The organism is Xenorhabdus littoralis (assembly GCF_033949345.1).
GTDB classification, from domain to species: domain Bacteria; phylum Pseudomonadota; class Gammaproteobacteria; order Enterobacterales; family Enterobacteriaceae; genus Xenorhabdus; species Xenorhabdus littoralis.
Genome location: NZ_VCDP01000023.1, coordinates 45,466 through 69,120, shown reverse-complemented (window position 1 = coordinate 69,120; position 23,655 = coordinate 45,466). Strand labels below are relative to the sequence as shown.

19 protein-coding genes are annotated in these 23,655 nt (G+C 41.9%); 10 read left to right on the top strand and 9 right to left on the bottom strand.

Translation table 11 applies throughout. The features are described from left to right. Window positions 1-88 precede the first annotated feature (88 nt). Window positions 89-1,210, bottom strand: a complete 1,122-nt coding sequence (locus FE394_RS06965; protein ID WP_319925675.1) for a hypothetical protein — start codon at window positions 1,208-1,210, stop codon at window positions 89-91. 266 nt (window positions 1,211-1,476) lie between these two features. Here FE394_RS06965 and FE394_RS06960 point away from each other — a divergent pair, with 266 nt between their 5' ends. The 4 genes from FE394_RS06960 to FE394_RS06945 all read left to right on the top strand — a co-directional run bounded on the left by FE394_RS06960 (window position 1,477) and on the right by FE394_RS06945 (window position 5,285). Further along, window positions 1,477-2,826, top strand: a complete 1,350-nt coding sequence (locus FE394_RS06960) for a cytochrome ubiquinol oxidase subunit I (RefSeq protein WP_319925674.1) — start codon at window positions 1,477-1,479, stop codon at window positions 2,824-2,826. Beyond that, complete coding sequence (gene cydB / locus FE394_RS06955; protein ID WP_319925673.1) at window positions 2,816-3,823, top strand: cytochrome d ubiquinol oxidase subunit II; 1,008 nt, start codon at window positions 2,816-2,818, stop codon at window positions 3,821-3,823. Before FE394_RS06960 ends, cydB begins: the two co-directional genes overlap by 11 nt. Continuing rightward, window positions 3,780-3,962, top strand: a complete 183-nt coding sequence (locus FE394_RS06950) for a DUF2474 domain-containing protein (protein WP_419836312.1) — start codon at window positions 3,780-3,782, stop codon at window positions 3,960-3,962. The genes cydB and FE394_RS06950 overlap by 44 nt, the downstream gene beginning before the upstream one ends. Window positions 3,963-4,028: 66 nt before the next feature. Continuing rightward, window positions 4,029-5,285 (top strand): ATP-binding protein, encoded by a 1,257-nt coding sequence (locus FE394_RS06945; RefSeq protein ID WP_319925671.1) that lies wholly within the window; start codon window positions 4,029-4,031, stop codon window positions 5,283-5,285. Window positions 5,286-5,560: 275 nt separating this feature from the next. Here FE394_RS06945 and phoH read toward each other — a convergent pair whose 3' ends face one another. Further along, window positions 5,561-6,349 carry a phosphate starvation-inducible protein PhoH gene (gene phoH / locus FE394_RS06940; protein WP_319925670.1) on the bottom strand — a complete coding sequence of 263 codons (789 nt, stop codon included), beginning with the start codon at window positions 6,347-6,349 and terminating at the stop codon, window positions 5,561-5,563. 448 nt (window positions 6,350-6,797) lie between these two features. Further along, window positions 6,798-7,799, bottom strand: a complete 1,002-nt coding sequence (locus FE394_RS06935) for an endonuclease (RefSeq protein WP_319925669.1) — start codon at window positions 7,797-7,799, stop codon at window positions 6,798-6,800. Between the two features lie 281 nt (window positions 7,800-8,080). Between FE394_RS06935 and FE394_RS06930 the strand changes: the two genes are divergently transcribed. After that, window positions 8,081-8,263 (top strand): hypothetical protein, encoded by a 183-nt coding sequence (locus FE394_RS06930; RefSeq protein WP_319925668.1) that lies wholly within the window; start codon window positions 8,081-8,083, stop codon window positions 8,261-8,263. A gap of 139 nt (window positions 8,264-8,402) precedes the next feature. Here FE394_RS06930 and FE394_RS06925 read toward each other — a convergent pair whose 3' ends face one another. From FE394_RS06925 to adiA, 4 genes are all read right to left on the bottom strand, one after another. Further along, a complete protein-coding gene (locus FE394_RS06925; RefSeq protein WP_319925667.1) occupies window positions 8,403-8,840 on the bottom strand; it encodes a universal stress protein in 438 nt (145 codons plus the stop codon). Between the two features lie 188 nt (window positions 8,841-9,028). Further along, window positions 9,029-9,457: a universal stress protein gene (locus FE394_RS06920; protein ID WP_319925666.1), complete on the bottom strand. Its 429-nt coding sequence runs from the start codon at window positions 9,455-9,457 to the stop codon at window positions 9,029-9,031. A 371-nt stretch (window positions 9,458-9,828) separates the two neighbouring features. Beyond that, complete coding sequence (adiC, locus tag FE394_RS06915) at window positions 9,829-11,157, bottom strand: arginine/agmatine antiporter (RefSeq protein WP_319925665.1); 1,329 nt, start codon at window positions 11,155-11,157, stop codon at window positions 9,829-9,831. A gap of 17 nt (window positions 11,158-11,174) precedes the next feature. Then, complete coding sequence (gene adiA, locus FE394_RS06910) at window positions 11,175-13,448, bottom strand: arginine decarboxylase (protein WP_319925664.1); 2,274 nt, start codon at window positions 13,446-13,448, stop codon at window positions 11,175-11,177. Window positions 13,449-13,701: 253 nt separating this feature from the next. Here adiA and FE394_RS06905 point away from each other — a divergent pair, with 253 nt between their 5' ends. Next, on the top strand, window positions 13,702-13,911 hold the full coding sequence (locus FE394_RS06905) for a hypothetical protein (protein WP_319925663.1): 210 nt from the start codon (window positions 13,702-13,704) through the stop codon (window positions 13,909-13,911). Window positions 13,912-13,989: 78 nt separating this feature from the next. On the opposite strand, the gene FE394_RS06900 is transcribed toward FE394_RS06905, so the two are convergent. Next, window positions 13,990-15,054, bottom strand: a complete 1,065-nt coding sequence (locus FE394_RS06900; RefSeq protein WP_319925662.1) for a lectin MOA-related protein — start codon at window positions 15,052-15,054, stop codon at window positions 13,990-13,992. 354 nt (window positions 15,055-15,408) lie between these two features. After that, window positions 15,409-16,389 (bottom strand): helix-turn-helix transcriptional regulator, encoded by a 981-nt coding sequence (locus tag FE394_RS06895; RefSeq protein ID WP_319925661.1) that lies wholly within the window; start codon window positions 16,387-16,389, stop codon window positions 15,409-15,411. A 256-nt stretch (window positions 16,390-16,645) separates the two neighbouring features. Here FE394_RS06895 and FE394_RS06890 point away from each other — a divergent pair, with 256 nt between their 5' ends. From FE394_RS06890 to FE394_RS06875, 4 genes are read left to right on the top strand one after another with little or no spacing between them, the layout of a single operon-like run. After that, complete coding sequence (locus FE394_RS06890; RefSeq protein WP_319925660.1) at window positions 16,646-18,652, top strand: TonB-dependent receptor; 2,007 nt, start codon at window positions 16,646-16,648, stop codon at window positions 18,650-18,652. Further along, the gene (locus tag FE394_RS06885; protein ID WP_319925659.1) at window positions 18,649-19,899 is read left to right on the top strand and encodes an MFS transporter; all 1,251 of its coding nucleotides are present in this window, start codon (window positions 18,649-18,651) and stop codon (window positions 19,897-19,899) included. Before FE394_RS06890 ends, FE394_RS06885 begins: the two co-directional genes overlap by 4 nt. Further along, complete coding sequence (locus FE394_RS06880; protein ID WP_319925658.1) at window positions 19,886-21,775, top strand: ABC transporter ATP-binding protein; 1,890 nt, start codon at window positions 19,886-19,888, stop codon at window positions 21,773-21,775. The genes FE394_RS06885 and FE394_RS06880 overlap by 14 nt, the downstream gene beginning before the upstream one ends. Next, window positions 21,675-23,552, top strand: coding sequence for an ABC transporter ATP-binding protein (locus tag FE394_RS06875; protein ID WP_319925657.1), 1,878 nt, complete (start codon window positions 21,675-21,677; stop codon window positions 23,550-23,552). The genes FE394_RS06880 and FE394_RS06875 overlap by 101 nt, the downstream gene beginning before the upstream one ends. The last annotated feature ends 103 nt before the right edge of the window (window positions 23,553-23,655 follow it).

Genomic DNA, 23,655 nt, shown 5'->3' with positions numbered 1-23,655 from the left:
ATTATTATACCTTGTATTTACAGAAACAAAAATCATTCTATGATTAAAATAAACCCGCTCATTTCAAAAAATCTTCATAAGTTTATGCTTAGTATTCATTAAGAAATTTTTTAATACGATTAAGAATACCTTTATCATTTGTATAAACTAATTCGATATGATGCCCTTGAACTCTATTCATTAATTTTCTTGCATATCTAAGCTCTGAATGAGCAATCGCAGACCTGTAATCAAGAGAACCAATATCTTTGTAATCACAGTTACGCCAATTATGATGGAGTTTTTCTTCATCAATATTAGACTTTTCATTATATTTTTTAAAACGATTATCATCTTCCATATAAAATACTAATCCCTTAACAGGTGAGTTCGGATCTCCGGCTTGTTGTTCAACCCAGTCAATTGCCAGTTTTGATATTTTTCTCCAATAGGATTTTATAAAAGTCCGGGTAATTAATTCCCCATGATATTTTTTTTCGTAACTGTCGTAGTTATCATAATTTGGCCCAAGATTGTCAACTTCATTTCTGAGTTTTAAAAGATTTGAAATTCCATCTCTATCACTTTTGAGATATTGTTCGAAAACATTATTAGTATAATCTTTTTCTTTAATTGTATTAATGAAGTTTTCATATGTTAGTGAAGATCCAGCATGAAATCTTCCAGTTTTTAACGTTCTCTCTTCACTGATTCTTTTCTTTACATAATGAAAAGGAATGTTTTTTGCCAAAAAACCCGCTTGCAAATTACCATACGACTTTTCATTACCAAATTTATCTTTATTACCTTTCCTTCTGATAAAAGTATCATGAAATGAAATATTACATAATCCCGTATTTAAAAACCTACTCCAACTACTCAATAAATAATGAACAACATCAGGACTCATTAAATTCATAAGCATTTTTTCTTGCTCAGAAGAAATAGAATGAAAATTTTCCTCTTGATTATGATTAATACGCCACATGGAAACATAAAAATCTTTTTGCGCTTTTAACAGATTATCGGCGTATAGAATGCTTGGTGGTTCATTTTTATTTTGTATAAAAGTGTTCATGACATTCAAAAAATCACTTGAAGAGCACTGCATTCCTAATGCTGAACACAATATATCTATAGTTAGATATACATTATCATCTCCGACTCTTCTTTTATTATATGATTTTTCTAAATAACGTTCGCGGGGACTATCAAGACCAAAAACCAACATAATTTTCTAAATAACGTTCGCGGGGACTATCAAGACCAAAAACCAACATAATATTCTTCTTCATAGTAATACCCTAAATTTATCTTTAATAATTCTTGATAATCCAGTTTACTCTGCAATTACTCTCTATAATTAATCGAACAACTGTTATATATAATAAACATAAAATTGTAACTATTATAGTTGGGGAACTCTGTGTTTTACTTGCCCGTATCTTCTCACTTCGTTTATCCATATACCCAATAGATTTCAAGAAGAGGTCAACTATGTTCGGGTTAAATGCCCTTGAACTTGCAAGGATTCAATTTGCATTTACGGTTTCTTTCCACATCATCTTCCCGGCCATTACGATCGGTTTGGCCAGCTTTCTGGCTGTACTGGAAGGCTTATGGCTTAAAACACGCAATACAGACTACAAAACACTGTACCACTTCTGGTCGAAAATTTTCGCAATTAATTTCGGCATGGGAGTCGTTTCTGGTTTGGTGATGGCCTATCAGTTTGGTACCAACTGGAGCTTTTTTTCTGATTTTGCCGGTACTATTACAGGCCCTCTGCTGGTTTATGAGGTACTGACAGCATTTTTCCTTGAAGCCGGATTTTTAGGTGTCATGCTGTTTGGCTGGAGTCGGGTTGGTGAGAAACTGCACTTTTTTGCTACCTGCATGGTAGCTCTCGGCACCATTCTTTCTACTTTCTGGATATTGGCTTCCAATAGCTGGATGCAGACACCACAAGGCTATGAAATTATCAATAATCAGGTGGTTCCTGTTGATTGGCTGGCTGTCATTTTCAATCCTTCCTTTCCTTATCGCCTGCTACATATGGGAACTGCTGCATTCCTCGCCTCGGCATTTTTTATTGCTGCTTCTGCTGCTTGGCATCTGTTGAAAAATAATGATTCATCAGCCATGCGTAAAATGTTCTCAATGGCGATGTGGATGATTTTAATCATTGCTCCGTTACAAGCTCTGATTGGCGATATGCACGGACTCAATACGCTGAAGCATCAACCGGCTAAAGTTGCCGCAATGGAAGGTCATTGGGAAAACCACTCAGGTGAGGCCACGCCGTTGATTTTATTCGGCATTCCTAATCAAGCAGCGGAAGAAACACGTTACGCCGTCAAAATTCCCTATCTTGCCAGTCTGATCCTGACACACAGTCTGGATAAGCAAGTTCCGGCATTGAAAGAGTTTGCAGCAGAGGATCGCCCTAATGTCTTTATGGTGTTCTGGTCATTCCGGGTCATGGTAGGACTGGGGATTCTGATGATTGTTGCCGGAATTTGGGGACTGTGGCTCCGTCATAAAAAACGCCTGTACGAAAACCGATTTTTCCTCCGTTTTATGCTCTTCATGGCGCCATCGGGTCTTATCGCAATTCTGGCTGGCTGGTTTACCACGGAAATTGGGCGCCAGCCGTGGGTCGTTTATGGCCTGATGCGCACCAAAGATGCCGTCTCAGCACATGGTGAAATCCACATGAGTATTAGCCTTCTGCTGTTTTTTGTTGTTTATACAGCCGTTTTCGGCATCGGTTACGCCTATATGATAAAGCTTATCCGTAAAGGCATCTCTCAAGCCCCAAATAAGGAGGCAGCTGATGGGTATTGATCTTCCCCTCATTTGGTTTGTGATCATCATATTCAGCACCATGATGTATATCGTGATGGATGGTTTTGATCTCGGCATCGGCATTTTGTATCCGGCGATTAAAGGACAATCTGATCGTGATCTGATGATGAATACTGTAGCTCCCGTTTGGGATGGCAATGAAACTTGGCTGGTGCTGGGAGGTGCAGGGTTATTTGGTGCCTTCCCGCTGGCTTATGCCATCATTTTAGATGCGCTGGCAATTCCGCTAACCATTATGTTATTAGGCTTGATATTTCGTGGTGTAGCTTTTGAATTTCGTTTCAAAGCCACACCGAAACATCAACATCTTTGGGATAAGGCATTCATTGTCGGTTCAATTCTTGCCACGTTTATGCAAGGTACGGTCGTTGGCGCTGTTATTACAGGTTTCCCTGTCGAAAATCGTGTCTATACCGGCAGTTATTTTGATTGGCTGGCACCTTTTCCGCTATTTTGTGGCTTTGGTCTTGTTATTGCTTATGCCTTATTGGGATGTGGCTGGCTGGTCATGAAAACCGAAAACCACCTGCAACAGCAAATGTATCGTCTCTTACGTCCCCTGACTCTGCTGTTGCTAACAATCATTGCCATTATCAGCATTTGGACACCGTTCACTCATTCAACGATTGCTGAGCGTTGGTTCAGCCTGCCCAATCTGTTTTTCTTCATGCCTGTCCCATTGTTGGTACTGTGGTCAGGCTGGCGACTATTGAAAGCCAAACAAAACTCAAGCCATTACACCCCATTTTTAGCTGCCCTATTACTGATTTTCATGGGCTTCAGTGGATTGGGGATCAGCATTTGGCCGAACATCATTCCTCCCTTGATTAGCTATGAAGAGGCCGCGTCTCCTCCTCAATCATTAGGCTTTATGTTGGTTGGTGCCCTGTTCATTATTCCGATTATCTTGACTTATACCTTTTGGAGTTATTATGTCTTCCGAGGAAAAATCACTCATGAACAAGGCTATCACTGAAAAAAAACCGCAACAGCCCTCTCTATGGAAACGCTTGGGCTGGATGGTAACAATTTGGTTTTGTAGTGTATTGGCCTTATACGCCGTATCTACCCTGTTTCGCGTCTTAATGACAACGGCAGGTATGAAAATCAGATGATAACTAACCTTTTTTAATTAATTGAGCTAAGGTTTTGATCAGGACAACAAGAGGATTGTTTAACTGATGAAAACCTTCTCTGACAATCCAGTGACGGCAACAGGCTGGTTGTGTGGTACGGCTATCGCTATCAATTTGCTTGTGCTTCTGTTTCTGGGATTCAATACTCCACTCACGTTGATTGAAAAATTGTGGGCTATTTTTAATGTGTTGAGTACCGTCTGTTTATTTATTTTTCTGCATAAAGCAAGAATCATCTACCTGCGCATGACGTTGTTTCCCACCAAAGAGCAGAAAAAAATAGCGCTCCTGAAGCGGGAGAAGCAACAGTTAAGTTTTCTCATATCCATTTATTCTCAACTCAATTTTAATACGTCACTATCTGATAATTTCTATATGACTTTTTATCGACTTAATCAGCTGATTCCTTTTAATGAAGTCAGGATCACGCTTTATCATCCACAACGAAAATATCATTTTGAATTTCCGGATAATGATTTGGAGATCCATCTTCCACGGATACAAAAATGGGATTTATATGATAAACAGACTTTTCACGGTGTAGTCCAAATCATGATCCATAAGGATAATCCCCTGTCTTCTAATGAACGCAACTTGATTCAATCTGTTGCTGACGCATTGGCAAAACATCTATCCATCAAGAAAGTTTTACGCCAGCAAATTAAACAGAGCATCAGCGATGACCGAAAAGCCATTTCCAGAGAACTGCATGATACGGTTGCACAATCATTTCTTTTCTTAAAAATCCAGATTAATAGCCTACATTTCCGCACTGATAAATTTTCCAGACAAGGGTTAATCTCTTTAAGGATGATCAAGGAAGAACTGGATATTGCAGGTCAGCAATTCAGACAAATTCTGGCTTCATTACGCACAGAAAAAAGCCATCATGATTTACATGAATCATTGAAAGCCTTAATCAAAGAATTCAACCATCGGCTGGGATTCAATATTGAATTTCATTACCGAATCACTCATCAGATTATTTCTATTGGTCAAGGGCGACATCTTGTGCAGATTATTCGGGAAGCCTTGAACAACTGCTATAAACATGCATCCGCAAGCTGGATCAGCATTCGCATTTATCCTGTCGGAAAAAAAATCATTACAGTTATTAGCGATAATGGCCGTGGAATGCCTCAATCACTGGTAGAGCGGGAACAATTTGGATTGGCAATTATGCGGGAACGGGTATCCTTAATTTCAGGAAAAATAAAAATCAAAAAACGCAAAAAAAGTGGTACGGAGATTGAAGTTCAATTCCCGGCACAAGGGGACAGAGGTCATCACGTTAAAAATTAAGAGTTATACTCATTTTTGATATAAAATAAATATAACTCTTATATATTGAATTTTTTATATTAACCTCCAAATTATTATATTTCCCGATTTATAGGATAATGCCACTCATTTACTTCGTTCATTACGGTGTTGCGCTTAATATGTGAATCCAAGAAATACATAAAATAATATGATGATTTATAATTGAGCTTGAGGTATTTCGCGTAGGATAATCAGCAAAGCAAAATAATGCTCCCAGTTAACTCTGTAACCGGGAGCGTCTATTCGTGTTTCTATCAACTATAAGCCATCAGTGCTTTCTGACATAACTTGGAACGGACGCAATCTTGTTGAGAAAAATGAATCACACTGATCAATTCATCATCAGAAAATCGCGCCAATACATCCACCAGCCCTGATTTCGCACTCTCCGGTAAATCACACTGACTAATATCACCATTAACAATCACTGTTACGTTTTCACCCAGCCGGGTTAGAAACATTTTCATTTGATTGATAGTGACATTTTGTGCTTCGTCGAGGATAACAAACGCATTTTCAAACGTTCTTCCCCGCATGTATGCAAAAGGTGCAATCTCTACTTTACCGATCTCAGGGCGTAAGCTGTATTGTAAGAATGAAGCTCCCATACGTTTTAATAGTACGTCATAAACAGGACGGAAATAAGGAGCAAACTTCTCGGCCATATCCCCCGGAAGAAAACCGAGATCTTCTTCAGCCTGCAATACCGGACGGGTCACAATAATTTTATCAACCTCTTTAGAGATTAATGCATCTGCCGCCATTCCTGCACTAATGTACGTCTTACCACATCCGGCTTCACCATTTGCGATAATCAATTGTTTATTATTGATCGCCAGCATATAGCGGTATTGAGCTTCAGTTCGAGGCAATATATCTGAAGTATCCCTGTTCTCACGCGCCATTCCTATAGCGTCTATGCCTCCAATCTGTACCAATGAAGTGACATTATCATCGTGGCGATAACGTGATTGCCTCATGTCTTGCTTTAACATTCTTCTGACTTCACGGCGAGATTTGGTCACTGTTTTCTGTCTACCCATAGTCGCACACCTTATCGTTAATTTCACATTTACGGTGTTCTATCATCGATAGAATAACTGAGTTATATACCCATCATCTTTCAGATTGCATCCTGAAAACCATTGGATATATATCGAACAGGTAGGAGCTCCCTTTTAAGCTCATAATTGGCCCATAAAAAAACCGGCACCAAGACCAACACCTTTTATTGGTGAAATTGATCTCAAGTGCCGGTTCTTAACCGAGAATGCAGTTTCAGTATCTATCATTAGCATTCCTCACATCTTTCCGCTTTGATTGGTATAATTTAGCGGCTTATGATGTCAGTATAATGACAGTTTTTTGTTTGTGACAAGATTAAGCATTAAATTTTACTGAAACGTTTTTTAACTTTTTTTAACTTTTTTAATTTTTACTGATAATGCTCAATGCAATTATCACGAAAAACCAACAAGGCTGCCTTCTCGATTATTGCTTACAATTACCCGCCAGATGATATCCTTCCTTTTTGGCTTCAGCTTCTGAGCGAAAATAAATTGCGTTTTTATCTGCCACCGTCTTATAACCAGAACAATGTGAAAAATGATAAATCTGACTATTTTTATTCCCTTTAATTCTCTCATTATGCGCTGTTTTTGACGCGCTTCTTTGATTTACTCTCTGATTATTTCCGGCTTGTAGATTATTCTGCTTTGGCGTAGCACTTTGTGCCGATAATCCCTGACCTGAGTTTTTGTGCCCCAATTCCCATTTCTTGCTGCCAGTCACAAATGGATTATGATGCCCCATTATCCGTGCGATTCGGTTATCTCTTTTACGCTCCCATTCATCAACCGGATATTGACGATCCCATGCCATCATTAATTGTTGTTGCTGACGTGACATAGCCAGATCATAGCGGTCATGCATATAAAAGTAGACTCTGGCAACCATTCCTTTCACTCTATTGCGCGGTTCGAAAAGACGCGATTTAAAATCCACCTTACTACTACATGCGCCGTACATATTAGGTGTATTTCTGGCAACCATTCCGTAACCGAAATTACTGCGATCACCATTAACCTCACCAATCGAAGGGGCCAGATTATGCATATCCGATTCAATCTTGCGGAATACCGGATCAGTATCAACGCAATTTTTTCTTCCACCCTTCTGCCAGCATTGACGCTGGTGCCCAAATACCCAAGCCGGAACCATATGTTCCCATTCAATGCGTTCTGCCCTTGTTTGCTGCGATCTGACCTGATAACCACAAGAGGCTAAATCAACTCGCCCACCACTTTTTCCAACCCATTGCCAGTCACACCCGCAATACAATGTACCTATGCCTGATTTTGTTTGCCCTTCATAGACATTTTTTTTTGACTCAACTTTTGCTTGTTCAAAATTTGTTGGTGCACTCCATGCATTAAAAGATACAGTGATTAAAACTAAAAAATATTTTGCCCACAAACCAATCTTACTATTCAAAATGATACCCATTTACTTTTTGTACAAATTCCAGTTATTATCCTGCCTGACAAAGCAATAAAATGAAATAACGAATATTACTCGTTAAGTTTTTCTTAATGATAATTAAGAAACCAATTCATTATTTTGATTAATTAATATTAACACAACTTAATTTATTTTAAGCCTCTTTTTATTCAGACTTCACAAGCCAAAACATCACGTTTATTAAACTATTAAGCCCTGATTATTTGGATAACATTAAATCAGATTCAAAACATTAACTGAATTTATTTAAACAAATGAGTATTAGCGCTAAAATTGAACAACTTGAGCAAGAATTGCTGGAAGTTGTAAAGAAATATTCAGGAGATGAAGAAGTGACTGTTATTACCACTAACAATTCAGAACACAACTTACAGATCCAAGTTATTATCGCTGGGAAAAAACAGTTAGATATTACTCTGAATTCGTTTTCTGATTAACCTAACTTTTTTCTCTCACTTACGCCAATAACTAAAACGAACCATTATCCAATAATGGATAATGGTTCTTGGTAAATTCATCTTGCAAGTTACTGCTTTGTTGGCTGAAACTCGAAATTCATTGGATATATAGAATCCGTTATCTTACAACCAAAACGGATATATTAGCATACCCCACAATGCCCGATGCATTTGACCCCAATAAATGGGTTGAAATATCAGGCCGACGTGACCCGACAATAATCAAATCTGCTTCAACTTCACGGGCAGTCGACAGCACTTTGTCTCGTGGTGAACCGAAAGCAACAGAGAACGATATTCTATCTTCAGGCAGATCAATTTTTTCTACGACTTTTTTGAGTTCCTCTTCAGAATTTGCAATCGCTTTTTTAGCAAAAGCACTCAATAAATCATAGTGATAACTATAACTTACTGAAAATCTTGATATATCTGGCACTGCGTGAAACAGGTGAACCTTTGCATTAGATATTTTTGCCAAATATTCAGCATGTTTAATTGCATTATCCGTTAATGGATCTTCTGAAATATCGATTGGAACTAAAATCGTGTTATACATACATACTCCCCTGTAATCGGATATATACCAGACATCTTTCAGGCTGCTGCTTTGTTGGTTGCTTACTCACTGCGCTGCAACTTGAAATCTGTTGGGTACAACTGCTAGTTAGTTATTGGATATCAACCGTAAATCCACCACAAAAAATCTATTACAATCATCAGGCCATCATTTTCCAATGGAAATAATTATCGTACTACTAATACGGATGTTTTTGCGTATCTGACAACTCCCGCAGAGTTAGACCCTAACAGATGAGTGGTGATATTAGGTCGTCTGGAACCAATAACAATCAAATCAGCCTCAATTTCATCCGCCATAGAAGTGATTTCGTCTCTTGGTGAACCAAATGCAATCGAATAGGAGATATGATCATTCGGCAGGTCAACGGAATCAGCCAGCACTTTCAAGTCTTTTTCCGCTTTGATCGTCGCCTTATCTTTGATTTCCATATAGCCTAATGCATAAGCATTAATAATCGCGGATGAAATAGGCAATACATGTAAAAAATGTAATTTAGCGCCTGTTTCTCTGGCAATTTTAAGCGCGCAGTCAACTGCTTTGTTGGTTAGATCTTCTTCTGAAATATCTACTGGTACTAAAATAGTTTTGTACATATGCACGTTCCTATCACTGAAATACCCAGTTATCCTGATTTCTCCAGTATATTGAAATTCAGGCAACTTACTGTGAGTTATCTAACACCTATACCCAATGAGTTTCGAGTTGCAGCCTGGAAAGCAGAGGGTACAAACATGTTAGCTCCTATTCTGGTCCATAGATAGGCACTGACCGGATAAACTCATAAACAATTCCGCAATCGTTGCGCTCATAAAATTCGGAGACTTTGCTTTTATCAGGGTCTGGCTTCAAATGACCACCAACGCGGGCACGATGATTGATATGAATGTGAAACCGGACGAAGTAATAAAAAGTAAAAAAGGGGCTGGAATTCCAGCCCCTTTTGATACTCCGGATAGAACGGAAGTCAATCTTTTTTATCTAAGGGAAAAGCTACCGGATGTTTGGTGTTGTAGTTAAAGGTATACATTGCCGTGATGATCATCATGACAATCAGCGTCCACATGACTTCTTTTGAACCTGTTCCCAACACCGCCCAGATACAATAAATAAAGGCAACAAAGGTGATGGCGATATATTTTGTTTTGCCTTGTCCGAAATGCCCGTGACCAATCAGCAATAAAGCCGCACAGGTATATAAATAAGGAATCAGGGTAAAAATAACAGAGACAGAAGACACCAGACCAAACTCTTTCGCGGCATTCGGGGATATGCTGCTGAGCTGGAAAATCGTCATCAGAACACCAAGGATCAACAGGCCGGCAACCGGCGTTCCTGCTTTATTCACTTTGGCAAAAATTGACGGGAATAATCCATCATCTGCGGCAGCTTTAGCCGTCTGTCCGGCCAGTAATGTCCAGCCGCCCAGCGATCCCAGACATCCCGCCGCAGCACAAAAAGCGACCACCGCACCTGCGGTATCTCCCAGTGCCAATCTGGCCGCATCGCCAAAAGGCGAAGAAGAAATTTTCAGGGCTGCATTGGGGATCATGCCCATAATTACGCTACTGGACAGGACATAACAGACCGCCGCGATAAGCACACCACCAATGGTCGCAATCGGCACATTACGTTTGGGATTTTTAACTACGCCAGCAGCGACCGAAGCACTTTCAACACCAATAAAAGACCACAACGTCACATTCAAAATACTTTGAATAGCCCCGAATGTATTCAATCCACTCACGTTCCAGGCATCCATGTAGGTTTTTCCGCTGAACCAGAACCAACCGAATACGGCTGTCGCCACAATCGGGATCAGTGCCAGTGTCGTTGCCACAGCCTGTACCCGGGTAATGACATTCGGCCCGATGATGTTCAGAAAAACGAATAGCCACAAAATAGCTGTACAGGTAATAGTTAAAATTATTGGGTCTTCCAACACCGGGAAAAAATAGCTCAGGTAGCCGACACCAATGACAACCATCGCAATATTGCCAATCCAACATGCCATCCAGTAAAGTACGTTGGTCTGATAGCCCAGAAAGGGCCCAAAGGCCCGTCTTGCATAAGCGTAAGAGCCTCCGGGGCTGTCATCCAGTGATGACATTTTGGCATATACGATAGACAGCCCCACGGCTCCGATAATCGTCACCAGCCAGCCCAGAATGGCAATACCTCCGGTCGAAGCCAGACTGGCGGGCAGCAGGAAAACCCCCGACCCCATGATGTTACCCGCAACCATTAGTGTAACGGGGATCAATCCGACTTTTTTCATCTCTGAAACTGTAGCCATAATTTATCTTCCCATTTTCACTTTTTTATACACATAACATGATAAATGCCGTTGATAATCTCCGTACCTTCCGTTTCGTGCTCAAAACCGGGGAATTCATGATCCCATTTTTGCAGTGCATGCAGATACCCGATCTGGGGACTCGTTTTATCGCCGAAGTTTTCTCCTGAAAGTAACATCGGAATACCGGGTGGATACGGAATAATTGAATTCGCTGCAATGCGATGAGGAAGATGTTCAAGTGCCACCATTTCCACATTGTTAGCCACAATTGCTTGATAGGCGGCGCGTGGTGTCATCGCCATCTCAGGCAGACCCGCATAGGCCTGATTCAACTTTTCGCCCGGATTATTCTTCCGTAAATAATCGAACATTTTATCGCCCAGATCTTTCAGTCCTGAGTGACCGTATATTTCTGGATGCTGAGTCACTAAATCCGGCAAAATCTTACTCAATGGGGTATTAGCATCATAATGGTGTTTGAACGACAGTAAGGTGTTGAGCAATGTCCCCCATTTCCCTTTCGTAATGCCCATTGAAAACAGGAACATAATTTGGAAATCTGTTGTACGGGTGGGAACGATACCGTGCTGGCCCAACCATGCCGTTACCAACGCTGCCGGTACTCCCTGTTTCTCTAATTTGCCGTTTGCTCCCATACCCGGAGCCAGTATGCTGACTTTTATCGGATCGAGCATACTCCAGTTTTCAGGCAAATCTTCGAATCCGTGCCAACTGTCTCCCGGACGCATGACCCAACAACTTTGCTCTTTCGTCAGCAATTCTCTTGGGGCATCTTCAAAAGCAACTTTCTTGCCCGTTGCAGGATCGGTGACTTGCTCCTGATTCCACGGTTTAAAGAACCAACTTCCCTCTTTGCCAAAATTCCGATGCAAACGCGCCAGTGCCTGACGAAAATCAACCGCTTCTTCAATCACTTCCTGAGTCAGGGAATAGCCACTATTGCCATCCATCATCGAAACCGCAATATCGTTTGAGGCACAAATCGCATAAAGCGGAGAGGTTGTCGCATGCATCATGTAGGCTTGATTAAATCTTGAAAAGTCCACCGGATTACGTCCGTCACGCACATGAATAAAAGAGGCTTGTGATAACGCATTCAGTAACTTGTGAGATGAGTGAGTGGCAAAGACTGTCGGTCCGGAATGCTGTTTAGGCTCTCCGCGCATCGCATAATGGTCATGATACATCGGATTAAAACGCGCATACCCGTACCATGCTTCATCAAAATGAATCCTATCGACACTTTTATCCAGCAATTCCTGTACATGTTTAGCGTTATAGCAAACACCATCATAGGTGCAGTTTGTCACTACACTATAGGCGGGTTTATGGTTCGCCATCCCTTTAGTCAACGGGTTTTGTTTCAACTTTTTCTGTAGCGTCTTGGCCTGCATTTCTTGCGGATAGATAGGGCCGATGATGCCATAACGGTTACGGCTCGGCAGCATATAGACAGGTTTCGCGCCAGTCAGGATCAGACCCTGTTCAATAGATTTATGGCAATTCCGGTCAATGATGACGACATCATCTTCGGTCATGCAAGCCTGCATAATCGTCCGGTTAGACCCTGATGTTCCTACTACAACCGAATAAGAATGATCTGCGCCAAATACTCGTGCCGCATTCCTTTCACTTTCACCAAATGCACCGGAGTGATCCAATAATGAACCCAATGAGGCTCTTTCAATCCCCATATCGGTACGGAAGAGATTTTCCCCATAATAATCATGATACAAGCGACCAACGGGAGTTTTATTAAACCCCACTCCCCCTTGATGTCCCGGTGCAGCCCAGGAATATTCGTAGGTTTTACTGTATTTCATCAAAGCCGACATTAAAGGCGGTAACAGCTGTTGACGATAACGGTGTATTGCAGCAATAGCACGGCCTGCAATAAAATCTGCCGAATCTTCCAGTATCCAGGCAAATTCCGACAACTGTTCTAACAATTCATGATTCAGCAGAAATACTGTTTTTTCTCGATCACTTAATAGAAAGACGGGAACATTTTCCTGTCGCTCAAATAACTTATTCAACAATCGCTGTACACTCAGATATAAATCATCATCCATCAGCGCACAGCTGACCATTAAGCAGTCGAACGGTTCATTAGATGAAACTATCGTATAGCTATCAGCAAGAGAATCCGCAATAACAACATCAACGTCTTTCTCGATTAGTTTATCCGCCAATCTTTGCACCGCATTTTCGATATAGTGGCTATGATATCGTGAACCCACTTCGTTTTTTGCTATCAATACTTTCATGACATTTTCCTTACACTATTTCTACTTAAACTGAACAGGCTCTGCTTGAACCGATAAGGCAAATTTAGCGTTATTTGGCAATGGACATCGAATGCCGGACACAAATGTCAGTAACACCATCATCAATAACACAGTCATACTAGGTAACTATTTGTTAAAATATAATTTTTCTATTTAAAATTACATTAATTAATATAGTGTCTATTTCGGATTGTGCAATTTATGCTGTAAACCCTTTAACCTTGAAGAAGCGATGAAACTGGTGAGTAAATCGATAGGTATTTATAATCGGTATAGACCCCGCTTAGCCCAGCGCCAAACCAATCGGCATCACCGCCGTGTTTATCTTATCGTTTCCGTAAAAATGGCTTTCTTCCCTGCTGGTCCTGAGGTGGCAAAGCGTTATCCAATAAGTAATGCTGCATGTTTAATTAGCCACATTTTGTGGCCTGCAACTATCTGAATGACAGTGGATGCATGGTTTATAGAGATAAAAACGAATATATAAACAGCGCCAGAAATAAGATAAAAACAAACCGTTTCACATTATGATATAAAACGGTGTGTATATCCAATCCTCTGGTTCTATTATTCTACCACTTTGTGGCTCTATAATTTTAACTTTTAAATCATGGTTGATATATATATTAACAGCATGTGCTCTTTTTTCTAAAAAACCGAATATCACTCCGATTGCATACCCAAAACTCTCATTATTTGAATAGGCTTCTTTGGAAGCTTGTGCTTTGTATACAAAACTAAAGTCATCACAATCAAAAGATTTACTTCTATATTCGAAATTTTTCAACCCTGAGTCTTCATATATTTTTTTTACTTTTTCATCTGAAACTAATTTGTAGAATGGGTCAAGGATCTTAAATGTCAATAACTTTAATTTGATATCCGGCCAGTGTTTTTGAATTAAGGGTTTTATAAGTCTTTCCTTAATAAAATCAGCATGCAGAGTAAATAAGCTGTATTTCTTATGATTTGCGGTTAGCAATGCGTATGATTCATCATGGGAATGACTGAACAAAAACATTTCTGTTCCCTGATTATTCCAAACGAGCCTGTATTGCTTTATTCCATTTTCTGTTTTTACATACTCTTTGTTGAATGATATTCGCCTATCATCCATGTTGGGATTACGCGTATGCCAGTATACATCAGTTGAAGCGATATCTGTAGAATTGTCATAGGCATACATAGCGTATTTCTTATCATTGTATTCACCTATTATTTTTATTGAGTTTTCCGGAATTTTCTTATCCCGCAGTTGTAGTACGATAAAGGTTGAAGAATAATCTTCCGAACCCATATAAGCAGATTTTTCATCATCTTCAAAATGACCATCCCCATAATCATTACCATTGATGCAAAGTGTACGTCCATGTGTGTCTTTAATGAAATAATAAGCGTGAGGGGATGTATCGTCTTCTGTATCATCGTCAGGAAACTCAGGGTCATCCATCAAGGTAACATAAGGCTCATTTGGGGAAAGAAAAATCGAACCCTTACCATGATAAATATTTTTTTCTTCTGGAAGAATTGATTTATCTGAATCGAATACGTTATGTATTCCAATGGTTTTATCTTTCTTTTCCATAATAGAGTACCTTATTGTTATATTAAATATTTTTGTGTAATTTTTAAGTGGCTGTGCATGATTTTTACTATTTACTATTTACTAATTAATGGAAACAGTGGAAACAGTGGAAACATAATCAGTCAATAACCGAGGTTATGATGTCATATATTTATAATGATAGACTAAAACTATAAACTTTATAGATTAAATGGTTATATGAGAAATATTTAATGAGCAGAAAAATGACTGACAGTCCGCAGCATCATTGCTATTGATCGCCACCGGACTTTGTTGGCTGTACTCACACCCCAGTCACATAGTTCGCTATGCAATCTGACTATGTAACTGGGATTAATGAATACACCGTAATCTTTACTGACTTTTCACCCTATTATTTTCTGTCAACAATGTGTGGTTCACGGCATATTTCACCTGCCATGCTTTAGGGTTGATCAAATAATGTTGCCGGAAACGTTTAGAAAAATGGCTTGGGCTGGAATAACCCACAGCGGTCGAAACCTCAATGACACTCATTCCTTTTTTCAATAATTCTTCTGCCGTGGTCATACGCACGTTTTCCAGATATTGATGAAAAGTACGGAAAACAACGGCGCGAAATCCCTCTTTTAATTTTCGTTCATTCAAACCGACTGCTTTTGATAACGATTTTATTGTCCAAGGATAATGATAGTCGCTATTAATTATTTTTATTGCGTTGTAAACAGCACGGCGTTGCAAACCATTAATCGCATTATATTGGCAATCATAAATCTGAGCTGTTATACAAGCGAGTATTTCCAATGCTTTTGCTTTTAAATAGATCTTTCTGACACTACCATTTAATTGACATTCTTCTATTTGATTAACTATCTGCATAAATGGTGGATAAATAGGACGCGCCATCATTAAGACATCACTGTAGCTGACATTTTTTTCAAAACCCGCCGTTAGCTGAGTAAAAGATGGCAACTCCTGAGCTTCAATTTCATTCAGTGAAAAACGGATATCGAGAATATGCCATGTTCCGCTGCCAAAGAAATTCATGCCGCGAGTCATCTTAGGCGAATAAAAAAATATCATTGTTCCCGGATTAATATCTAAAACATCGCCATCTTCAATTGCCATTTTTCCTTTTCCACTCAAAATAAAAGCAATTGATACTGTCGGCGGGCCTTCACGATGTTCTGTGAAATCTTTGTTAAGCTCAAAATACATCCGATTCATATGAATTCCGTCAGATAATTCCTCTGTGAGCAATGAAGGGATTGTATCATTTTTCTCCATTGATGAATTCGCATAGTTGCAATGGCCAGCAGTGAAAACTCCCAATTTCTCGCTATAGATCGTCTTCATGAGATCCCCTGTAAAATTAGCATCAGATACCATTTAAAAAGCTATTTTTACAAAAAAACAGCAAATTGTGCATATCAAGGACGTTATTCTTTTAATTTATATAGATAGTTAATGTAAATATAACGCAATTTATCATTAATGATAATCATTATCAATAGTGCGCATTGCGCTACTTTTGTCCCTATCCCGTTAGCGCTTCTTTTCTACTCCCGTTAGTCTCCCTGCTACGTTTGAAGGAACCTTAACGAGTACTTATATGAAAAAAAAATATGCTAAAGCGTCTGTCCTATGTTGCCTGATTTCGCCTGTTGCGTGGGCGGAACATTCGCCTGAAACGACAGAAGATGTCTTGATTGTGACAGCTAATAAACAAAAAGAAGAATTAAATAAAGTTAACGGCAGCATTTTGGTTAAAACCGGCGAAGAACTTGAACAAGCGGGTATTACCCAAGTGCAGGATCTTGAGCGGGCTTTTCCCGGATTACAAATCCGTTCGCGCGGTAATCGAACCTATTCAGCAACCACCATTCGCGGTATCAGTTCACCCGATTACTATTCTCCTTCCATTCAGATTTATGTTGATGGTGTTCCTCAGGATCACCAATTTCTGACGCAAGAATTAATCAATGTAGAACGCGTAGAATTATTGCGTGGCCCTCAGGGCACTTTGTATGGCGGAAATGCCCAGGCGGGGGTTATCAATATCATCACTCGTTCGCCAAAAGAAGGCCCCTGGCTTAATCTTTCCGGCAATTATTCTAAGTTGAAACAAGGTAGTTCCTTCAGCGGATCAATACCGCTTGTCGAAGACCTGCTTTACGGCAGCGCCAGCCTGCGTTGGGTAAAAGAGTCCGGACAAATTGATGTCCCAAACCGGGGTGACAAGAACATTGACTCCAGCAAAACCTGGCTGGGTAAGGGACAGCTGACATTTGCACCAGAAGGTTCTCCTTTCAGCGCTGAACTGAGTTTTGCTCATGAAGATCTCAATTCACATGAAGAGCTTTATTTAACCGATGAGCAATTCCGTCGGAAAGAATACGATGGCTCTACCCCTGATTTAACAAGACGGGTCAACAGTTATGCACTCAAGGCTGACTATGATTTCGGCAGCAATGTATTAACCAGTGTCACAGCCTATCAGGATCGTGATATTTCCCGTCAGTTCGTCGGGGGTAAGTGGAAAGAGTTACACCACGCGACAACTCAGGAATTACGTTTAAATTCCAGCTATTCAAATGGGGTAACCAGTGTTCTCGGTGGCTGGTTCTCAGATGAAAAAAGCAAACATCATGTCGGCGGCTATCCCGGTTACTATGGCAATGCCTTTAACACGATAAAAATAAAATCTCTGGCCTTGTTTGGCGAAGTTAAGTTACCGATTGCAACGCAATGGGATCTGACTCTTGGCGGACGTTTGTCACATGAAAAATCGCAGATAGACTATGCCGGACGTTCTGGCATGATGGCGATCGGCGCTTTTGATAACCAAGTCTCCAGCAATGAATTTACGCCTAAAGCAGCACTGGGCTGGCAACTGACCCCTGATACCCGTTTCTATGTTTCTACGACTAAAGGTTATAAACCCGGCGGGTTCAATCACATTGTTTCTTCCGCCAATGATAGCAAGCCTTACGAGACAGAAACCTCGGACAATTATGAATTCGGTTGGCATACATCGTTCCTTGATAATGCAATCACGTTAAACAGCGCTGTTTATTACATTCTCTCCAAAGACAAGCAGATCTATGTCGGACCTGTTGCCATGCAATCCATTCACAACGCAGGTAAAGCAGAAAGTAAAGGTATCGAGCTAAGCAGTCAGATCAAGCCAATACAAGGGCTGAGACTTTCTCTCGGCGGTAATGTAGGTAAATCAAATTTCACTGATGCAACCGATACAATAACCGGCGTCAGTTATAACGGCAAGCGCCTGCCTTATGCGCCGGATATCATGCTCAATGCAAGTGTTGACTATCTTATCAATCAGACATGGTTGCCCGGAAATCTCTATTTAAATGCCGGTGCGCGACACTATTCAAAAAGCTACTTTAATGAAGCCAATACCCTCGTACAAGGGGCATATACTCTTTACGACGCATCAATAAGTCTGGAAATGGCCCATGGCATTAATGTCAAACTTTATGGCGAAAATCTGGGTAATAAAAAGTACCGCGTTTCTGGTTTCCAGCAACAAAACAATACCCTCAGTATGATAAGCAAGGGATTGAATGTAGGGTTGGATGTGAGCATTGCACTATGACGCACAATCGCTCACAACCTCGTCATATCCCATTACTGCTTCTGACGTTGGCAGGTGTTTACACCATCCAAAGTACCATTGGGATGTTAACGTTACAAAGCATGCCTGCATTCCTACGCAGCCATGGTGTTACTCCCGATAAGATAGGGCTGCTTTATCTGTTGATGTTGCCTTGGGCATGCAAATTCCTCTGGGCACCCGCTGTAGAACGCTATCGTAAATCCGGTTCGGGGGATAGTATCCCCCGCCGCATCATACTCTGCGGCAATCTGCTGATTGCATTACTTTTCTGTTCAATGGCACTGGCTGAACCTGCCGAACATATGCCGCTGATTATCGCGGCTCTGTTTCTGATGACATTCTGCCTGACCATAATAGATACCACCACAGATGGTCATGCTATCGACCGATTGCCACCACAGCATCGTCCCTGGAGCAATGTCATGCAGGTCGGGGGCGGTTATATGGGGGCCATTATCGGCAGTGGCCTGTTTTTATATCTTATCTCACAATATGGCTGGCACATTGGTGCAGGCATGTTAGCCATCGTGATTCTATTAATGTCACTGCCTATTTTGTTTATCCGTGACGCGCAGGGAAAGAAAGTACCGGATGAATCAAAAGCCACGGTAACCCCTTCCCTGAAAAATGCCTTGCGCCGTTCATCGGTTAAACAGGCACTGATTTTAATCCTGCTGTGTATGATTGGCACACGCCTGTCACTCGGTATGCTTTCTACGTTTTTAATCGATCGCGGAGTAGATTTAACCCAACTTGGTATCATTGCTGCCAGTGGCGGTGCGTTAGCCGGATTATCCGGTGTCCTGCTCGGCGGCATCATTGTGCGTAAATCAGGAGCCATTCAGGCATTGCTGGGCTTCATGTTGCTTGAATGTATGGTATTGGCGGGGATTTTCTGGCTGTCCCAACAACCAGAAGCTTCCCTGTCCCTGTTGTCAGCGGCATACGTTTTCATCACCTTAATCACCGCAGCCAAATTTGTTGCCTTGTATACCCAGATGATGTCTCTGGCGGCAAGCTCACAATCTGGTGTGGATTTTGCGCTGATGCAATCCGCCGATATGTGCATTGCGATCATTTGTTCGATGCTGGGGGGGCTGATTGTCACCAAAGTAAGCTACGCTTCCCTTTTCGCTCTTGCCTCGCTCTTCACTCTCGCCGGCCTGCTCTGGGTATTATACAAGCGTCGTGATTTCCAAAAGGAGAACATACATGCTCAGTCATGATTCTTCTGTACAGAATTCGCCAGAACAACGTGCTGCGGATGCGGGTGTCCTTAAAACACTGTGGGATATGATGCGCCCATACCGCGCACTGAGTTACGTTGCGATTGCGCTTGCCATTGTTTCCGCTGGCCTGCAAATCCTACCGGCAGCAATTGCCGGGCTGATTACCCAATCTATCTATGACGGAAAATATGACTCGTTATTAAGTTACGGCGTCATGTTATTAATCTTTACCTTTGCCGCTATGTTGACTTTCAGTGGTTCAACATTTGTTTCTCATTTGATCGCCGCTGACGTTCAGGCGGATGTTCGTCGTCACATCAGCAGTAAGTTGAAGTCTGTTCCCTTGGGCTTTTTCATGCAGACCGACAGCACCGAAATCAAGAAAATGATGTTGGATGACGTCGAACAGCTTGAAGATGGGATTGCCCATATCATTCCAGAAATGTCAGCAACCCTGTTCGGCCCGCTGATTGCCCTGAGTGTCATGTTGGCTGTCGATTGGCGGTTAGCGTTGGCTGCATTCGCCCCAACGTTGGTTGCCTGTTTATTATTCATCTATATTCAGATGAAAGTTCAAACCACCACCCAGCGCTTTTACGCAGCCCAAAATCGCATTGCTTCGACTATGGGTGAAGTTATCAATGCAATTCCTGTGGTAAAAACCTATTCCGGTGGCAATGTGGCGCTACAGAGGGCCGAAGAAGCCTTTACCGCCCTGACTCGTATTATTGATGTCTGGGTTGAAAAAGTGCAGGTCAAATCCAGCCGTTTCTTTGTGCTGTCCAGCGCTAACCTGTTGTTTGTCCTTCCATTGGCAGTCTGGCTGTTTAACCGACAAGAAATCGCTTTATTTGAATTCACCTTCTTTATTCTGGCTGCGATGGCATTCGGCAATATTGCCTCATCCATGTTCTCTGTGATGACACGTTTGCAACAACAAGAAGCACTAATCACACGCTATCGCTGGTTAATGAACCAGCCTGAACTGGCACAATCTCCTCAGAGTCAGGCTTCTGGCGCTAAAAGCCCGGTTGATCACAGCGTTACTTTGCATAATGTCAGCTTTTCCTATCAGGATGAGCAGAAGAATGCCTTAAATAACATCTCATTTTCTATCCCTGCCGGCAGCTCACTGGCTTTAGTCGGTGCCAGTGGTTCGGGTAAATCCACAATAGCCAGCTTGATTGCGCGCCTCTGGGACCCCCAACATGGCAAAATTACGGTGGGTGGAGTTGATATCCGTGACATGGATGAAACTACCCTGCGCAATAACATCTCTTTTGTTTTCCAGCAGGTATTTCTGTTCAACGATACGATAGCCAATAACATTCGCCTTGCCCGCCCTGAGGCTTCACAAACTGAAGTCGAAGCCGCCGCTACCGCAGCACAAGCGCACCAATTTATCCAGCGATTGCCACAAGGTTACAACACCGTGCTTAACGGCGGGGTCAGTTTGTCGGTCGGAGAAAAACAGCGTATCGCTGTTGCCGCCGCTATCCTGAAAAACTCCCCCATTCTTGTATTGGATGAAGCGACTGCCTATGCCGATCCGGAATGTGAAAAAGAGATGCAACAAGCACTCAATGCACTATGTCTCGATAAAACAAGTCTCGATAAAACAGGTCGCGATAAAACTAGTCTCGATAAAACAAGTTGCGATAAAGAAAGCCGCAATAAAACCGTGATTGTGATCGCCCATCGCCTGCCAACTATTCGTCATTTGGATCAAATACTGGTTTTGGATAAAGGCCGAATCATTGAGCAGGGAACCCATGACGAACTGGTTGCACAGCAAGGTGCATATGCCAAGCAATGGGCAGCATGGCAAGGAGAAAATAACGCAACAGGAGTTAATGATCATGGGATTATTTAATCGCCTCCAGCAACATCTCTCACCCAAACTACAACGGGTTTGGTTCAGTGGGCTATTGTATAAGCAGCTTGATACCATTGCGATTATTGCTCAACTTGCTATCGCAGCCTGGGCTATCACCCATCTGGAAGTGATCCATCAAAAGGACAGTGGCAACGATATGCTGCCGCTTATTACTCTGGTGTTATTGGTTACCTTGCTGTTGCTGCGGTTCGCTTTTATGTCCCGTGCATTACGTAAACTCACCATTGCCGCTTATGGACTGGGCATAGAAATCCGCCGCTCTTTGTTACAACGGCTTGTGAGTATGTCTGTCGCTACAATCCGGAGGTTAAGTGCCGGAAAAATAGCGCTGACATTATCCGAAGATGTGCAATGGCAGGAAAATCAGTCCGCCTATACCACGCCACAAATCACCTGCCAGATCACAATGCTGGCGCTCATCTATCTGGCTTTATTCTGGTTCGACTGGATTGTGGCGGGCAGTGCCCTGTTGGTATTACTGGTCGGATTGATCATTCTGGGCGCTATCCGTAAAAAGCTCAATGAAATACTGCGTCGGCGGGCGGACATGATGGCTGATGTATCCGAAGCGATAGTCGAATATGCGCAGGGCATGGCCTTTATCCGTGCGGCAGCGGCAACCACGACAATAGAACAGCGTTTTGATCAAGAAATTGAGCAATTACGTGTCGCATTCCGACGTGGAATATTTAACAGCATACCGTTATTAAGTCTGTTCTATATCATCATTGATACCAGCGTAGTCGTTGGCATTTTAACCAGTGCCCTGCGTTTTTCACCGGAAGCACTGACTCTCACTGAGATGCTCACCACTATTCTGCTGTTGTTTGCCACCATTACGCCTTTACGCGGGATCATTCCCCTGATTAATGTGACCGCCCTGACACAAGTGGGTGAAACGCATATTGCAGAAATAGAGGCGGTTGCAACGCAAGTCTCCGGGCCATTAGCTGCGCCAACCAACTATGATGTTGCCGTTGACAATATTTCATTCAGCTATCCGGGCACTAGCCAGCCAGCTATCCAGAACGTTTCATTTTATGCGCCGCAAGGCAGTATGACGGCCATTGTGGGGCCAAGCGGCAGTGGTAAATCCACGCTGGCCTATTTATTGCTCTCTTTTTATCAACTGGATAAAGGTGAAATCCGTCTGGGTGGTGCGCCTGTTCATCATTACCAGACTCAGGCCCTGTATGACACCGTCACAATGGTGTTTCAGGAAACAGCCCTATTCCAAGACACTGTCGCCAATAATCTCCGTTTGGGTGATCCGAATGCAACTCAGCCGGAACTGGAACAGGCCGCCCGCCTCGCCAATATTCACGATACGATTATGGCATTACCGCAGGGTTACGAAACATTTTTGGGTGTGGATGGCGGTACGTTATCTGGCGGTGAGCGCCAGCGCCTTGCCATTGCCCGCGCCATCCTGAAACAGTCTCCGGTTTTATTTTTGGACGAAGCAACAGCTTCGCTGGACCCCGAAAATGAACGATTGATACAAGAAGCATTTGATTCTCTTACCCAGAATAAAACGGTCTTTGTCATCGCTCACCGTCTAAGCACGATCACCCGCGCTGATCAAATATTGGTGATGGATCATGGGGGTCTTTGTGACAGCGGTACGCATGACGAATTACTGAATCGTTGCCCGCTTTATCAATCCCTCTGGGACAACCATATCGGCAACAATCACATCGGATCAGAGAAGCACTGGCACTTACATTCGGAACAGTCACCTGAGCAGGTGTAACCCATTCTTTAATTTTAATTAATATCCAATCGATTTTGAGTTGCAGCTTTGTTGGCTGCAACTCGATAGACGACGGATATATATGTACTGCCATTTTTACAGG

Coding starts and splice junctions, on each gene's coding strand:
- adiA (WP_319925664.1), bottom strand. CDS start 13,448: ATGAAAGTATTGATAGCAAAAAACGAAGTGGGTTCACGATATCATAGC.
- FE394_RS06890 (WP_319925660.1), top strand. CDS start 16,646: ATGAAAAAAAAATATGCTAAAGCGTCTGTCCTATGTTGCCTGATTTCG.
- phoH (WP_319925670.1), bottom strand. CDS start 6,349: ATGGGTAGACAGAAAACAGTGACCAAATCTCGCCGTGAAGTCAGAAGA.
- FE394_RS06965 (WP_319925675.1), bottom strand. CDS start 1,210: ATGTTGGTTTTTGGTCTTGATAGTCCCCGCGAACGTTATTTAGAAAAA.
- FE394_RS06875 (WP_319925657.1), top strand. CDS start 21,675: ATGACGAACTGGTTGCACAGCAAGGTGCATATGCCAAGCAATGGGCAG.
- FE394_RS06925 (WP_319925667.1), bottom strand. CDS start 8,840: ATGTATAACACGATTTTAGTTCCAATCGATATTTCAGAAGATCCATTA.
- FE394_RS06945 (WP_319925671.1), top strand. CDS start 4,029: ATGAAAACCTTCTCTGACAATCCAGTGACGGCAACAGGCTGGTTGTGT.
- FE394_RS06885 (WP_319925659.1), top strand. CDS start 18,649: ATGACGCACAATCGCTCACAACCTCGTCATATCCCATTACTGCTTCTG.
- FE394_RS06950 (WP_419836312.1), top strand. CDS start 3,780: ATGTCTTCCGAGGAAAAATCACTCATGAACAAGGCTATCACTGAAAAA.
- cydB (WP_319925673.1), top strand. CDS start 2,816: ATGGGTATTGATCTTCCCCTCATTTGGTTTGTGATCATCATATTCAGC.
- FE394_RS06920 (WP_319925666.1), bottom strand. CDS start 9,457: ATGTACAAAACTATTTTAGTACCAGTAGATATTTCAGAAGAAGATCTA.
- FE394_RS06930 (WP_319925668.1), top strand. CDS start 8,081: ATGAGTATTAGCGCTAAAATTGAACAACTTGAGCAAGAATTGCTGGAA.
- FE394_RS06960 (WP_319925674.1), top strand. CDS start 1,477: ATGTTCGGGTTAAATGCCCTTGAACTTGCAAGGATTCAATTTGCATTT.
- adiC (WP_319925665.1), bottom strand. CDS start 11,157: ATGGCTACAGTTTCAGAGATGAAAAAAGTCGGATTGATCCCCGTTACA.
- FE394_RS06880 (WP_319925658.1), top strand. CDS start 19,886: ATGCTCAGTCATGATTCTTCTGTACAGAATTCGCCAGAACAACGTGCT.
- FE394_RS06905 (WP_319925663.1), top strand. CDS start 13,702: ATGAAACTGGTGAGTAAATCGATAGGTATTTATAATCGGTATAGACCC.
- FE394_RS06895 (WP_319925661.1), bottom strand. CDS start 16,389: ATGAAGACGATCTATAGCGAGAAATTGGGAGTTTTCACTGCTGGCCAT.
- FE394_RS06900 (WP_319925662.1), bottom strand. CDS start 15,054: ATGGAAAAGAAAGATAAAACCATTGGAATACATAACGTATTCGATTCA.